Below are 14,604 nucleotides of genomic sequence, written 5' to 3'. Positions count from 1 at the left end.
GATCCACTCACTACGTAGGCTGAATCGGGGCGGGCCCGGATGTGCTGGGCCGGGTGAGGAGTGTGGTGACACAGGGTCGGCTGGTTCTCGCGGCGACACCGCTGGGGCAGATCGGGGATGCTTCCGCGCGGCTGCGGGAGGCGCTCGGTTCCGCCGATATCGTCGCGGCGGAGGACACCCGGCGCACTCGGTCGCTGGCGGCTGCGCTCGAGGTGGAGATTTCCGGGCGGGTGGTGAGTTTCTACGACCACGTCGAATCCACGCGAGTGCCCGCTCTGCTGGACGAGATCACTGCCGGGCGGACCGTGTTGCTGGTTACCGATGCGGGGATGCCGTCGGTGAGCGATCCGGGGTACCGACTGGTGGCGGCGTGTGCCGAGCAGGGGCTGCCGGTGACCTGCCTGCCCGGCCCGTCCGCGGTGACGACTGCGCTCGCGCTTTCGGCGCTACCGGTGGACCGCTTCTGTTTCGACGGTTTCGCGCCCCGTAAGTCCGGGCGGCGCAAGGAGTGGCTGGGCACGCTGATTTCCGAGCGGCGGGCCTGTGTGTTCTTCGAGGCACCGCATCGGCTGGCCGAATGTTTGACCGACGCCGTCGAGATCCTGGGTGGAGACCGCCGGGCGGCAGTATGCCGGGAGCTGACCAAGACCTATGAGGAGGTCGTGCGGGGCACCCTCGCCGAGCTGGCGGAATGGGCGGCGGACGGTGCCCGCGGTGAGATCACCGTGGTGCTGGAGGGTGCGAGCGCCACCGTTGCCGATCCGGAGGATCTGGTGGCGCAGGTGGAGGAGCGAGCCGCGGCCGGATTGCGTTTGAAGGACGCCAGCGCGGAGATCGCCGAGGTCGCCGGGGTGTCCCGGCGTGAACTCTATGACGCTGTGCTGGCGGCCCGCCGCGCCACGGTGGACTGAACGCGGCGGGTGCCGGACCTCACTCTTCCGTCTTGGGCTCCACATAGCGCGGGTACACCGGTTCCGGGGCGGGCAGTGGGGTGCCCGGCGTCAGCGGGGTGGCGATATCGGCGAAATCGCGGCCCTGCTGGGCGAGCAGGTCCAGGATCTTCGCCGCTGAACCCGGCATCGCGGGCTGCGCCAGGATCGCCACGATCCGGATCACCTCGAGGGTGACGTAGAGGACCGTCGCCATCCGTGCGAGATCCGCTTCGGTACCGGATTTGCGCAGCGTCCAGGGGGCCTGGGCGGTGAAGTACCGGTTGGTTTCGCCGAGAGTGAGCCAGATCTGCTCCAGCGCCAGATGAATCTGCTGGCTGTCGAATTCGGTGCGGCAGCGTTCCAGCAGTCCGTTCGCGCGGTCGAGCAGTGCGCGGTCGTCCGCGGTGAATTCACCCGGCGTGGGAACCGCCGCGCCGCAGTTCTTGGCGACCATGGTGAGGCTGCGCTGGACCAGGTTGCCGAACTCGTTGGCCAGATCGGCGTTGATCCGGGAGACGATCGCCTCGTGGCTGTAGCTGCCGTCCTGGCCGTAGGAGATCTCGCGCAGCAGGAAGAAACGGACGGCGTCGAGCCCGTAGGTGTCGACGAGTTCCAGCGGGTCGACGACATTGCCGACCGATTTCGACATCTTCTCGCCCTTGTTGTACAGGAATCCGTGGACGAAGACCCGCCGCGGCAGTTCGATACCGGCCGACATCAGGAAGGCGGGCCAGTACACCGTGTGGAATCGGGTGATGTCCTTGCCGATGATGTGGACATCGGCCGGCCAGAACTTCCCGAACGCGGCGGAATCGGTATCCGGGAAGCCGACTCCGGTGAGGTAGTTGGTGAGCGCGTCCACCCAGACGTACATCACGTGATCGGGGTGATCGGGAACGGGCACACCCCAGTCGAAGGTGGTCCGGGAGATCGACAGATCTTTGAGCCCGGCCTTGACGTAGCTGACGATCTCGTTGCGCCGGGTCGCCGGGGCGATGAATTCCGGATGTTCGTCGTAGAGCGCGAGCAGTTTGTCCTGGTAGGCGGAGAGCCGGAAGAAGAAATTGGATTCCTCGGTCCAGGTGACCGGGGTTTTCGTTTCGGTCGAGATACGGCTGCCGTCGTCGAGCAGCGTGGTCTCCTCCTCGGTGTAGAACGCTTCGTCGCGCACCGAGTACCAGCCGGAGTAGTTGTCCAGGTAGATATCGCCGTTGTCCAGCATCCGCTGCCAGATCGCCGCGCTGGCGGCCTGGTGATCGGCGTCGGTGGTGCGGATGAAGCGGTCGAAGGAGACGTCGAGGGCTTTGTCCATCCGTTCGAACACATCGGAGTTGCGTGCCGCCAGTTCCTCCACCGGAACGTTCTCGGCGGCGGCGGTCTGCTGCATCTTCTGGCCGTGTTCGTCGGTTCCGGTCATGAAGAACACGTCGTACCCGTCGAGCCGCTTGAACCGGGCGAGCGCATCCGAGGAGATGTACTCGTAGGCATGCCCGATATGCGGCGCACCGTTCGGGTACGCGATGGCCGTGGTGATATAGAAGGCGGGGCGATCGACTGCGCTCATGGTGCGTCGATTCCATCATGAGGACCGGAGTGAACCCGACTCGACTGCGTGTTCATGCCATCAGAGGTTACTGGCCCGGGTTCGGGCACCGGAATCGAATTCGGCGGCGTAGCGCGTCCGGGCGCTGTCCGGGATACAGCGGTGCTGTTCCGGAGCGTGTTCTCTACTGTGGTGCGCGTGCCTTTCCTCGACCGTGTGCGTATGCCCCGTCCCGCCCGCGTCGCGGGCCCTGTCCTGCGTGTCCGGCCGCGACGGGTTGTGGCCCGGTGAGCGCGAAACGTCCCGCACCCCCGCTGCCCGAACCGCTGGCGCCCCTGGTGGACGCGCACACACATCTCGACGCCTGTGGTGCGACCGACGCGGCCTCGGTCGCGGAGATGGTCGACCGGGCGGCAGCGGCCGGAGTGGGCCGGGTGGTGACAGTCGCCGACGATCTGGCCGCCGCCCGCTGGGCTGTGCGGGCGGCGCACTGGGACGACCGGGTGTACGCGGCCGTGGCATTGCATCCGACCCGGGCGAACGCGCTAGACGATGCCGCGCGGGCGGAGATCGAGAAATTGGCCGCTGATCCCCGGGTGGTGGCGGTCGGCGAGACCGGGCTCGACTACTACTGGCCGGGCAAACTCGACGGTTGCGCCGATATCGAAACCCAGATCGAGGGGTTCCGCTGGCATATCGATCTGGCCAAGCGGATCGGTAAACCGCTGATGATCCACAACCGGGAAGCCGACCACGATCTGCTGACCGTCCTGCTGGACGAGGGCGCCCCGGAGACGGTGATCTTCCATTGCTTCTCGTCGGACGCGAATATGGCGCTGTCCTGTGTCGCGGAAGGGTATGTGCTGAGCTTTTCGGGCACCGCGAGTTTCAAGAACGCCCACGAGTTACGGGAAGCGGTCCGGGTGGTACCGGACGAGCAGTTGCTGGTCGAAACGGATGCGCCCTACCTGACGCCGCATCCGTACCGGGGCGCCCCCAACGAGCCGTATTGCCTGCCTTACACGGTGCGGGCGGTGGCGGAACTGCGTGCGCAGGACCCGGCCGAACTGGCAGAGATCAGTACGGCGAACGCGCGCCGCGTGTACGGATTCGCTCCGTGAAACACGATCCGGCGAAAAGTGATTTAAATCACAGTTTCATCGGTTGCCGTTTCGTCTAGCAGGCCCTGACCGTGGTTCTCGAGATATCGAACCGCCACGCCGATCCGCTGCGGTTGTCCTCTCCTCCGGGCTTCGTTATCGTCCCGTGACCGTGTCACCCTTTGCGAGGATCAACTCCTCACGCTCGCCTCTGCTCTACGTAGCGATCGCCGCCGTACTGCTGGCTCTGATCGCCAGTGCCGGCGCGGCCATCGCGCACAATTCGCACAGCGACCGCGCCCATTCGGCCCCGGCCGGAATCTCCTACCAACTGCCGCCGCAGCAGCCCGCACTCGTCTAGCTGTGCAGGCGGTCTCTGCCGACCGGTAGGCGCGGCGATCAACCGCCGGAACACCGGCCCGAGGGTCATCGCCCCTGGGTGGGGCCCGCCCCTGGTCTGCAGCGACGGAGCGAGGGAGCGCAGCGACCGAGCGCAGGAGTGAAGACCAGGGGTTAATAGGGCCCCACCCTCGAGCCGCGGAGCGGCTCCAAAATTACAGCCCGCCCCTTCGCGGAAGGTGTACCCCGAGTCACCGAATAGAACGTCCGGCCCGGGATCCGGCCCTCCAGCGTCGAGAGAATCGACGCCGCCGACCACATACCGCGGGCGACCGTGCGCGGAAACGCGGAAGGTACCCCCGGGCCCGGGCATCAGCAGGGCCCCGACTCCGCAACGCAAGAGGCGGCACCGATAACCCAGTTGGTAAGTTCACCCGGTGTCGGATGCCGAGATGATTGCGCGTGGCGAGGCAGCTCTGCTCGGCCCCGCGCAGGTACGGGAGCTCGCCGAGCGGCTCGGTGTCCGCCCCACCAAACAGCTCGGGCAGAACTTCGTCCACGACGCCAACACCGTCCGGCGGATTGTGAGCGCGGCCGGCGTCGGGCGCGCGGATACCGTGCTCGAGGTGGGCCCCGGTCTCGGTTCACTGACCCTGGCGCTTCTCGATGTGGTCGATTCGGTCCTCGCGGTGGAGATCGACCCCCTGCTGGCGCGGCAGTTGCCCGATACGGTGCGCGAGCGGGCCGGCGCGCTGGCCGGCCGGCTGACGGTGGTGCCCGGTGACGCGTTGCGGATCCGCCCCGATATGTTGCCGGCGGCACCGACCGCCCTGGTCGCGAATCTTCCCTACAACGTCGCCGTTCCGGTGTTGCTGCATCTGCTGGCCGAATTCCCGAGTATCCGCACGGCATTGGTGATGGTGCAGGCCGAGGTCGCGGATCGGCTCGCGGCCCGGCCGGGTGGCCGGGTGTACGGCGTGCCGAGTGTGAAGGCGGGCTTCTTCGGGACGGTGGCCAAGGCCGGTTCGGTGGGCCGGCAGGTGTTCTGGCCGGTGCCGCAGGTGGAATCGGGTCTGGTGCGGGTGGATCGGTTCGCCGAACCGCCGTGGCCGCTCGACGAGTCACATCGGAAACGTGTTTTCGAGGTGATCGATCTGGCGTTCGCGCAACGCCGTAAAACGCTGCGGGCCGCGCTCGCGGGCTGGGCGGGTGGCCCCGCGGAGGCGGAGCGGCGGCTGCTCGCCGCCGGAATCGCGCCGACCGCCCGCGGGGAAACCCTGGAAACAGCGGCTTTCGTGAATCTCGCCGCGCAGTCGGGGCGTCAGCCGGCGATTTCGTAGCCGGCTTCGTCCACCGCGGCGGCGATATCGGTCGCGGCGATATCGGTGCCGGAGGTGACCGCGACCCGGCCCGTGGCGAGATCGATATCGACGCCGGTGACACCGTCGATTTTGCCGATTTCGGTTTTGACGGCCTGGACGCAATGGTCGCAGGTCATGCCGGTGACGGTATAGGTGCTGGTGGCGGACATGGTGTCTCCTTCGCGCTCGTGTCCCGGCGGGACGCCGACGAATATACCCCCCTGGGGTAACAGGCGACAAGGGTTCCGGCTGCCGGGACAGCGGCGTCACAGTGTGCCGCCCGATCCCGGTCTTCGGATGGGCTTCCCCCAACGGCGCCCATTAGGCTAGGGCACCGTGCTGTCCGTTGTGCCCAGTCCCGTCACCGTGCGGGCGCCCTCGAAGGTCAACCTCCATCTGGGAGTGGGTGACCTGCGCGCAGACGGCTACCACGAGCTCACCACCGTTTTCCAGGCGCTGTCCCTGGCCGACGATCTGGAACTCGCGGCCGCCAACTCGCTCACGCTGCGGGTCACCGGAGAAGGCGCCGCGGAAGTACCCACCGACCGGACCAATCTGGTGTGGAAAGCCGCGGTCCGCCTCGCTCAGCTCGCCGGTCGCGCACCACTGGTGGAGATCACCATCGACAAAGGTATTCCGGTGGCCGGGGGGATGGCGGGCGGCAGTGCCGATGCGGCCGCCGCGCTGGTCGGCCTGAACGAACTCTGGGAACTGGGTATGCACCGCGACGAACTCGTCGCGGTGGCGGCCGAACTCGGTAGCGATGTGCCGTTCGCCCTGCACGGCGGCACCGCACTCGGGACGGGTCGCGGTGAACGATTGCTACCGGTGCTGTCGCGCAACGCCTTTCATTGGGTCCTGGCCCTGGCCAAGGGTGGGCTGTCGACTCCTGAGGTGTTCACCGAACTCGACAGGCTCCGCGTTCAGGGCGCCCCGCCCCGGCTGGGTGAACCACAGCAGCTCATGCAGGCGCTGGCGTCCGGGGACGCGGAACAGCTCGCACCGTTACTCGGCAACGATCTGCAGGCCGCGGCGGTATCGCTGCGGCCGGATCTGCGCCGCACATTGCGCGCGGGAGTGGAGGCGGGGGCGCTGGCCGGTCTCGTCTCGGGGTCCGGTCCGACCTGTGCGTTTCTCTGCGGGTCCGCGGAATCGGCTGTGGCGGTCGCGGCGGAGCTCTCGGGGGCGGGGGTGGCTCGTAGCGTGCGGACGGCGACCGGGCCCGTTCCCGGTGCGCGGGTGACGAGTCAGGGGGAGCCGCACAACCCGATGCCGGAGCCGCCGGAACCCGGTCCGCGGCGGGCCTGAGGGGGACGGGGACTGGGCTGTAGGTGGGCTCACACGAAGTGCGGCCGTGGTCGGCGGGTTTCTCGGGGGTCGATAGGCTGATCAGGGGTCGCGTATCGGTGCGGTCCGGTAGCCGGAGGCGGAAGGATTCATGTCCAACCTGATCAATCTCGAACAGGTCAGCAAGAGTTTCGGGATCAAACCGCTGCTCGACGGTGTTTCGCTCGGTGTACATGCCGGCGAACGGATCGGGGTGGTGGGTCTCAACGGCGGCGGTAAGACCACGCTGCTGGAGGTACTGACCGGTATCGAGGAGCCCGACAGCGGCCGGGTGAGCCGGCTCGGCGGGCTGCGGATGGCCGTGGTCACCCAGCGTGGAGTGCTACCGCAGGGCGCGACCGTGGGGGAGGTGGTCCTGGCCGGGTTGGCCGAGGACGCTCCGACCGGGGACCTCGCGGAACACGAATGGGCCGCCGATCCCCGGATCCGCTCGGTACTCGAGGGAATCGGGATCGCCGGGCTGGGCCTGGACACCTCGGTGACGAACCTCTCCGGCGGGGAACGCCGCCGGGTCGCGCTGGCCGCCGCCCTGGTGCGCGAACTGGACCTGCTGGTGCTGGACGAACCGACCAACCATCTCGATGTCGAGGGTGTGCAGTGGCTGGCCGAGCATCTGCTGGCCCGCCGCAGCGCGCTGGTCGTGGTCACGCACGATCGCTGGTTCCTGGATACCGTCGCGACCCGCACCTGGGAAGTAGTGGGTGGCCGGGTGGAGACCTATGAGGGCGGATACGGCGATTGGATTTTCGCCCGCGCCGAACGAGCCCGGCAGGCCGATGCCACCGAGGCCAGGCGGCGGAACCTGGCACGAAAGGAACTGGCCTGGCTGCGGCGGGGGCCGCAGGCGCGCACGTCCAAACCGCGCTATCGGATCGAAGCCGCCGAGGCGCTGATCGCCGATGTACCGCCGCCGCGGGACAGCGTTTCGCTCAGCTCGTTCGCGAAGAAGCGGCTGGGACGAGTGGTGGTGGAACTCGAGGACGCCACCCTCACCACACCCGACGGCCGGGAACTCGTGCACGATCTGACCTGGCGGCTGGCGCCCGGCGAGCGGGTCGGTCTGGTGGGGGTGAACGGATCGGGTAAGACCACCCTGCTGCGGGCCCTGGCCGGGGATATCGCGCCGGATCCGGGGAAGCGGGTACAGGGTCAAACCGTCCGGATCGGCTGGCTGCGGCAGGAACTCGATGATCTGCCCGTCGATATGCGAGTGCTCGAGGCGGTCCAGGAGATCGCCATGCGCATCACCTTGGGTGAGGGCAGCAAAGCGCTGGAACTATCCGCCGGTCAGCTCGCCGAGCGGCTCGGATTCACGCCGGCCCGTCAGCGCACGCCGGTCCGGGATCTATCGGGTGGCGAACGCCGCCGCCTGCAGCTGACCCGGATCCTGATGTCCGAGCCGAATGTGCTGCTGCTGGACGAGCCCACCAACGATCTCGATATCGACACTCTGCAGCAGTTGGAGGATCTGCTGGACAACTGGGCCGGGACACTGGTGGTGATCAGCCACGACCGCTATCTGATCGAGCGGATCTGCGATACCACCTGGGCCCTGTTCGGTGACGGCGCACTCACCAACCTGCCCGGCGGGATCGAGCAGTATCTGCGCCGCCGCGCCGAATCCGGGGCCGGTGAATCCGCCGGCCGCAAGCCCGCGGCCGGTGACCGGACCGCGGTGCCGCAATCCGATTCCGCCGCCTACCGGGCGGCCCGCAAGGAACTCACCCGCCTGGAACGCGCCGTCGAGAAACTCGGCGAGCGCGAAGCGGCCCTGCACACCGCACTGGCCGCCGCGGCCACCGAGCCCGACAAACTGGTCACGCTGGGCGCCGAATTGAAGGATGTGCAGGCACAGAAGGAGACCGCCGAGGAACGCTGGATGGAACTCGCCGAGCAGGTGTGAGCCGTGCGGTGCATCCGCACCTGATGCCCGGCTCACACAGGGGTGGCGGGCGATCAGCGGGTTTCGGCGGCCGGTCCGTCCTCACCCTGGATGGGCAGGCTCGCTTGTACGAACTCGCCACCGAATGTGGTGAGGGTGATTCCGCGATGCTGGAGTTTGCCGCGGCCACCGCTCTGCTTCAGCAGTTCGGCCACCGCCGACTGAGCCTCCAGTAGTTGATAGCGCTCCGGGGTGCCCACCGGTTCGCGCAGTATTTCGATCAGGCCGATCCGGCGCAGATTGGTCAGATAGCGCTGCACGCGGTCGGGATACCGGAGCCCGGCGCGTTCGCCGATCATGCTCACGCCGAGATCGTCCGGTCCGGTCGCCGGTTCGGTTTGTCTGCGGCTGCGTCGGGACGAGCGGCCCCCGCGCACGGTGACGGTCGGCTGCGGCCCTTCGAGTCGTAACAATCGCAAGATGCGGGCCTCGTCGGAGGTGAGTTCGGCGAGGATCCGGGCGAAGGCGGGATGTCCCTCGTCGGGCGCCCGGGTGCTGGCGGCCAGCCGCAGCAGTGCCGCGCCCTGTTCTCGTAGCGACCGCTCGGTCGGGGATGTGGTGGCGGATGGTTCGGCGGCCGTGACCCCGAGCGCCAGGCGCAGCGCCTCTCGGACCTGCCCGATCGCTTCCGTGCGGATCTCGGCCTGCGGGGCTCCGGCCAGGCTGCCGCGCACCACCGTCTCGGTGACGTCCAGCGCGGTGTGCACGCCCCAGCGTGCCGTGCCGGACACCACCGACGCCGTCACCCGTGCGATCCCGCCGACGGCACGGACCGCCGCGACAGGGCCGATGGGCCTGCCGGACTCGTGCGGTTCCTCGTTCACAGCCACGTCGTTGCCACCCCCGTTCCGAAGACCAGGATATGCGCGTATCCCGCGAACAGGCCGAGAACGCCGCCGTGCACGAACAGCAGCCACTCGTCCTGCTTGATCGCCGCGCGCAGCATATCGACGAAATCGTTCGGCGACAGCTCCGACATCTGCTTGGCGATATAGGCGCCGATCTGTTTACCCTGCCGCTCGTTGAAATCCGCGTCGGCGAACGCCAGCGGCGCGATGGCCATCGCCTCCGAGGTCAGGGTCTGGGTCAGTGACTGATAATCGCGATTGCCGAGTACCAGTTTCACCGCGCCGCGGGCCGGGCCGAGAGCGCGGTCGGCGGCGGGACGCAGGGTGTCCTCCAGCATCTGCAGGGTGCGATCGGATTTGGGTCCGTTGAGCAGTTCGTCGCCGATATTGGCGACCGTCATCACCTGGGTGGAGACGAGCTCGGCATAACCGTCGGTGATCTCGTTCTGCCGTTTGATCAGCAGACCCTGCCGCCACGGGCACCACCATTTCGGCTGGGCGGGCGCGAAGATCATATTGAGGCCCACCCAGTTGACCACCCAGCCGATGATCACCCCGCCGATCGGCAGAACCGCCAGCGTCGGCCACCCGGTCACGTGCAGGATCCCGACCAGGACGACACCCATCGGCGCACCGAAATAGAGACCGAAATTCTGCATGAACCGCAATTCTTTGGCACCCAGCACCTGGAACAGCTGATTCAGCAACTGCGGGCGGGCCTGGAAATAGCGGATGACCATTTGTTTGACATCGAGCAGCTGGTCGATGTTTGCGCCCAGTTCATCGGTGAGTTCGCGCAGGATATCCGGCAACTGCTGGCGCACCCGTTCGTGCACCATCTCCCGGACCTGGGTGGGCAGGTTGTACCAGAGCTGCGGATGGTCGCGGCGCAGAATATTCTCGACGATATCGCGGATCTGGGTTTCGGCGGTCAGGGCGAGATGTTCGGCGAGCGCGTCCGGTTCCAGTTCCCGATAGAAATCGGCGACACTGCCGAGCTTCGAAAGCCCTTTGTCCACCGCGATACTGGCCATCTTGTCGGCCCGCGAGGGCACGATGCCCTGCCAGCCGAACCGGCCGTCGTGGCTGAGCAGCGGCAGGATCTGGATCCGTTTGGGTAGGTACGGGTACAGGTACCGCAGGCCCGGTACCCGGATTCCGTGAAAAGCGATCGGCCGGAACAGCATCAGGACGCCGGTCCAGTTGGTGATGTAGCCGATGACTCCGGTGAACAGCGGAATGGTCAGTAATTCCAGGAGGATCGTCGGGTGTATCCCGAACACACTCTCCAACACGACACACCCTCCTGCTCCGGTGATCGCCGCCTCACCGGGACCTCGAAATTAGCACCACTGCCGATCGCCCAGCGCTCGGCGGCGGACATCCACCGGCAGCGCGACCGGGCGCGACACATTAGTGTCTCAGACGTGAGCCGGATCCATGGTCCGGCGCCGGGCAATCACCGTCGATGGGCAATAATCGGTGGGCGGATTCGTTCATCTGGCGATATCGGAGTAAACGTGGCAGACGACAGGACCGGACAGGAGTTCCCCCGGACCGGTTCCCGAGCCGTGCAGTGGAGTACCCCGCCGAGTACCGGCCGCGACGCGGAACCGGGCACCACGACCGACCCCGCGGCCGGTGTCGTGCGCCGGCCGCCGGCGGCTGTCGAGCGCAGCTCCGATGTCGAGCAACGGCAGATCAGCAATGAGGCCCGGCTCATCCGCGGGGTGTTCCGGGCGGCCGGTCTCGCGGCGGGCAGTGTGGTGCGCGGCAGCCAATGGGCGGTCAACACCTCCTACGAGGTGACCCGGGAGATCACCCAGGCCGCCCTCGACGGTGAGTCCTCCGCCGAGATCGCCGAACGCACCGGTAACGCCCTGCGGTCCATCGCGCGCAGCGCCCTCGGAGTCACCGAGGGATCGGTGCGCGAGATCGTCAGCTATGTGCCCACCGGGCAGACATCCGCCCAGCAGACGGTCGCGGTGGGCTCGTATATGCGGTCGGCCACGGTCGCCGAATTGCGTAAACGCGGTGATGCGTTGCTGGCCCGTTCGGCCGATGTCTACTTCACCGAAGAGGTGCATCCCGCCTACGACCGGATTCTCGACGAAATCGCCCCCGACGAGGCCCGCATCCTGCGCTATATGGCCCTCAACGGTCCGCAGCCGACGGTCGACGTGCGCACCAACCGTCCGCTGGGTATCGGGTCGGAGCTGATCGCCGGCGGCTTGACCTCGGTCCCGGAACAGGCCGGGGTGCGCTACATCGACCGGGCCCGCTCGTATCTGATCAACCTCAGCCGGCTGGGACTGACCCATAATTCCGACGATCCCGTTGTCCTGAGCCGGTATATGGTGCTGGAAGTCCAGCCGATCGTGGAGGACGCTTTGAAAAAGGCGGGCCGAGCTCCGAAAATCGTCCGCAAAAGCCTGCGGCTGACGGAGTTCGGCGAGGATTTCTGCCGTACCTGCTTCACCATGGGCAACGGCGAGCGGCCCTGATATCGCACCGGCCGCATACCCCGTCCGACCTGCCCGGACAGGCGATATCAGCCGCTGACCGGCGTGAATCCCGCCCCCGTAATAACGCCGACGCAGGATAGCAATCCGATACAGATCTGAATATCCTCCCTATTTGTCCATTTCAGGTGGGATGGTGGAGTTATGGACCAGGGCGAGGAGCGCAACGATCCCGGGCCACACCCGGGTGGATTTCCGCGGCGGCCGGGCCAGAGCAGTGAAACCATGGCCTTCTCGGGCGCCGCGCTCGCCGCGGCGCTGGGAGCCGGGCTGGACGTATCCCTTCCGCCACGGCTCGAGCCCGAGACGGACGTACCGCTGACGATGGGGCCGGTACGTCCGGACACCTCACTTCCCGCACCCCCGGTGGCGTCCGAGGACGTGCTGGAGATCCATCGCCTCAAATTCCGCTATATCCGCGCGCTGGACACCAAATTCTGGGAAGACTTCACCGAAACGATGATCCCGGAGGCCACGGCCACCTACAGCGAATATCTGCAGTTCGAATCCCGGGAAGCATTCCTGACGTTCATGCGCAATACCCTGGGCCCGCATGTGATCACCGAACACCGCTGCGATCACCCGGAGATCGACGTGAACGGCGATCGGGCCACCGGGATCTGGTATCTCTCCGATACGGTGCTGATCCCGGAGAACAATATGCTGCTGCGCGGTGCCGCCTTCTACAACGACGAATACGTGCGGTGCGACGACGGCCGCTGGCGGATATCGCATACCGGCTACCAGCGCACCTACGAGGTGGTGCTCTCGCTCAGCGACCTGCCCAGCCTGCGACTGACCGCGAACCGTTGGGGGCTGATCCAGCAGGCGAGCGGGGTCGAGTCGGTCGAGCGGGACCCGCGCGTGGACGAGGCGAACCGCGAGACCACGGCGAACGCGCAGACTCCGCCCGAGGCCGAGCCCGGGCCGGAGAGCGAATATCCGGGCCCCGACTATCCGGGTTCCGAGGAACGGGCCGCGGGCTGAACGAACGGCCGGATCAGTCGGCCGCGGCGACCAGCGGTTCCAGGGTGAGCTCCGGCATTTCCTTCTGGATGTACTGCAGCCGCCACTTATCGCTGAACACCGCCAGGATCGCGCCGTCACTGCGGGTGAACACCTCGACTCCGCGCTGGCGATCCAGCTCGGGCGCCGAGGCGGCATCGGTGCGGCGGGCGATTGTGTAGGCGAGGTGGTCCAGCTGGGTCTCGACGCCGAACTCACCCTGCATCCGGGCCGTCACCACCTCGAACTGCATCGGGCCGACCGCGGCGAGCACCGGTGAGGCGTCACCGCGGGCGTCGTTGCGCAGCACCTGCACCACACCCTCGGAATCGAGCTGGTCGATCGCCTTGCGGAACTGTTTGTACTTACCCGCGCTCTGCGCCCGCAGGGCGGCGAAATGTTCGGGCGCGAAGGACGGTATCGGCGGGAACTCGACCTTCTTGTCGACGAAAAGGGTGTGGCCGGGGGCGAGTGCGGTCGCGTTGACCAGGCCCACCACATCCCCCGGATAGGCGGTATCGACGGTGGCGCGTTCCCGGCCGAAGACGGTGAGCGCGTACTTGGTCGCGAACGGACGGCCGGTCTGCGCGTGCGTGACCACCATGCCGCGTTCGAACTCCCCGGATACGATCCGCATGAACGCGAGCCGGTCGCGGTGCGCGGTGTCCATACCCGCCTGCACCTTGAACACGACCGCGCTGAACGGCTCCTGCGGTTCCCGCGGGCTACCGCCGATATCGGCGCGCGCGGCCGGGGCGGGTGCCAGAGCCACCAGGGTTTCCAGCAGCTGCCGGACACCGAAGTTCAGCATGGCCGACGCGTAGATCACCGGGGAGGTCTGGCCGGCCAGGAAAAGCTCCTGGTCGTGATCGGCGCCGGTGGCGGACAGCAGTTCGCTCTCCTCCGCGGCGGTCGTCCACGGTTCGCCCTCGCGAGCCTCGGCGGATTCGGGGGTCAGGGATTCTTCCGGCGCGATGGTGGCACCACCGGCGGTCCGGGTGAAGTGGATGTATTCGTCCGCCGCGCCGTCGGCCCCGCGGCGCAGCAGTCCGCGGAAATCTCCCGCGATGCCCACCGGCAGGAACAGCGGGGTCGGGGTGAGACCGATCCGTTCCTCGATTTCGTCGAGCAGCTCCAGCGGGGCGCGGCCGGGCCGGTCCCATTTGTTGATGACGGTGATCACCGGTATCCCGCGGTGGCGGCACACCTGGAACAGTTTCAAGGTCTGCGGCTCGAGCCCCTTCGCGGCGTCGATCAGCATGACCGCGGCATCCACCGCGGTGAGTACCCGGTAGGTGTCCTCGGAGAAATCGGAGTGGCCCGGCGTATCGACCAGATTGATCACATTGTCGATCTCGGACCCGGCGGCCCGGTAGTTGAACTGCAGCGCGGTGGAGCTCACCGAGATACCGCGCGCCTTCTCCATCTCCATCCAGTCCGAGACGGTGGATTTACGGCCCGCCTTGCCGTGAATGGCACCCGCCTCGGAGATTTTGCGAGCGTGCAACGCCAAGGCTTCGGTGAGCGTCGATTTACCGGCGTCGGGGTGGGAGATCACGGCGAAGGTGCGCCGCCGCGACACCTCGGCGGCCAACCCGCGCGCGGCGGGCGCGACGGAGCCCTCAGGAGAGGCGGTCAACGGATCGAACCTTTCGGCGGAAAAAC

12 protein-coding genes and 1 pseudogene are annotated in these 14,604 nt (G+C 67.3%); 8 read left to right on the top strand and 5 right to left on the bottom strand.

What is annotated here, in order from left to right:
* The first annotated feature begins 65 nt into the window (after nucleotides 1-65).
* A complete protein-coding gene (rsmI, locus tag ABZ827_RS21055) occupies nucleotides 66-911 on the top strand; it encodes a 16S rRNA (cytidine(1402)-2'-O)-methyltransferase (protein ID WP_357238950.1) in 846 nt (281 codons plus the stop codon).
* A gap of 19 nt (nucleotides 912-930) precedes the next feature.
* On the opposite strand, the gene metG is transcribed toward rsmI, so the two are convergent.
* A complete protein-coding gene (gene metG / locus ABZ827_RS21050) occupies nucleotides 931-2,496 on the bottom strand; it encodes a methionine--tRNA ligase (protein ID WP_357238948.1) in 1,566 nt (521 codons plus the stop codon).
* A gap of 266 nt (nucleotides 2,497-2,762) precedes the next feature.
* Between metG and ABZ827_RS21045 the strand changes: the two genes are divergently transcribed.
* The 3 genes from ABZ827_RS21045 to rsmA all read left to right on the top strand — a co-directional run bounded on the left by ABZ827_RS21045 (nucleotide 2,763) and on the right by rsmA (nucleotide 5,254).
* Nucleotides 2,763-3,596, top strand: coding sequence for a TatD family hydrolase (locus ABZ827_RS21045; RefSeq protein WP_357238946.1), 834 nt, complete (start codon nucleotides 2,763-2,765; stop codon nucleotides 3,594-3,596).
* A 151-nt stretch (nucleotides 3,597-3,747) separates the two neighbouring features.
* Nucleotides 3,748-3,936: a hypothetical protein gene (locus ABZ827_RS21040; RefSeq protein WP_357238944.1), complete on the top strand. Its 189-nt coding sequence runs from the start codon at nucleotides 3,748-3,750 to the stop codon at nucleotides 3,934-3,936.
* A 415-nt stretch (nucleotides 3,937-4,351) separates the two neighbouring features.
* Nucleotides 4,352-5,254 (top strand): 16S rRNA (adenine(1518)-N(6)/adenine(1519)-N(6))-dimethyltransferase RsmA, encoded by a 903-nt coding sequence (gene rsmA, locus ABZ827_RS21035; RefSeq protein WP_357238942.1) that lies wholly within the window; start codon nucleotides 4,352-4,354, stop codon nucleotides 5,252-5,254.
* On the opposite strand, the gene ABZ827_RS21030 is transcribed toward rsmA, so the two are convergent.
* Nucleotides 5,236-5,445, bottom strand: coding sequence for a copper ion binding protein (locus ABZ827_RS21030; protein ID WP_357238940.1), 210 nt, complete (start codon nucleotides 5,443-5,445; stop codon nucleotides 5,236-5,238). The genes rsmA and ABZ827_RS21030 overlap by 19 nt on opposite strands.
* A 166-nt stretch (nucleotides 5,446-5,611) precedes the next feature.
* Between ABZ827_RS21030 and ABZ827_RS21025 the strand changes: the two genes are divergently transcribed.
* A complete protein-coding gene (locus ABZ827_RS21025; RefSeq protein ID WP_357238938.1) occupies nucleotides 5,612-6,583 on the top strand; it encodes a 4-(cytidine 5'-diphospho)-2-C-methyl-D-erythritol kinase in 972 nt (323 codons plus the stop codon).
* A 130-nt stretch (nucleotides 6,584-6,713) separates the two neighbouring features.
* Nucleotides 6,714-8,525, top strand: coding sequence for an ABC-F family ATP-binding cassette domain-containing protein (locus tag ABZ827_RS21020; RefSeq protein WP_357238936.1), 1,812 nt, complete (start codon nucleotides 6,714-6,716; stop codon nucleotides 8,523-8,525).
* Between the two features lie 53 nt (nucleotides 8,526-8,578).
* Here ABZ827_RS21020 and ABZ827_RS21015 read toward each other — a convergent pair whose 3' ends face one another.
* Nucleotides 8,579-9,394 carry an Abi-alpha family protein gene (locus tag ABZ827_RS21015; protein ID WP_357238934.1) on the bottom strand — a complete coding sequence of 272 codons (816 nt, stop codon included), beginning with the start codon at nucleotides 9,392-9,394 and terminating at the stop codon, nucleotides 8,579-8,581.
* Nucleotides 9,385-10,707: a hypothetical protein gene (locus tag ABZ827_RS21010; protein ID WP_357238932.1), complete on the bottom strand. Its 1,323-nt coding sequence runs from the start codon at nucleotides 10,705-10,707 to the stop codon at nucleotides 9,385-9,387. Before ABZ827_RS21010 ends, ABZ827_RS21015 begins: the two co-directional genes overlap by 10 nt.
* Nucleotides 10,708-10,932: 225 nt before the next feature.
* Between ABZ827_RS21010 and ABZ827_RS21005 the strand changes: the two genes are divergently transcribed.
* Entirely contained in the window at nucleotides 10,933-11,916 is a 984-nt protein-coding gene (locus tag ABZ827_RS21005) for an Abi-alpha family protein (RefSeq protein ID WP_357238930.1), read from the top strand.
* A 384-nt stretch (nucleotides 11,917-12,300) separates the two neighbouring features.
* Nucleotides 12,301-12,756 (top strand): annotated as a pseudogene (locus tag ABZ827_RS21000) (nuclear transport factor 2 family protein); the annotation flags it as partial.
* 178 nt (nucleotides 12,757-12,934) lie between these two features.
* Here the strand turns inward: ABZ827_RS21000 and ABZ827_RS20995 are convergent.
* Nucleotides 12,935-14,578, bottom strand: a complete 1,644-nt coding sequence (locus ABZ827_RS20995) for a peptide chain release factor 3 (protein WP_357238928.1) — start codon at nucleotides 14,576-14,578, stop codon at nucleotides 12,935-12,937.
* Nucleotides 14,579-14,604 lie beyond the last annotated feature (26 nt).

This window comes from Nocardia sp. NPDC019395 (genome assembly GCF_040632335.1).
Classification (GTDB): domain Bacteria; phylum Actinomycetota; class Actinomycetes; order Mycobacteriales; family Mycobacteriaceae; genus Nocardia.
The sequence above is the reverse complement of the archived record's forward strand: the minus strand, read 5'-3'. Positions and strand labels throughout refer to the sequence as shown.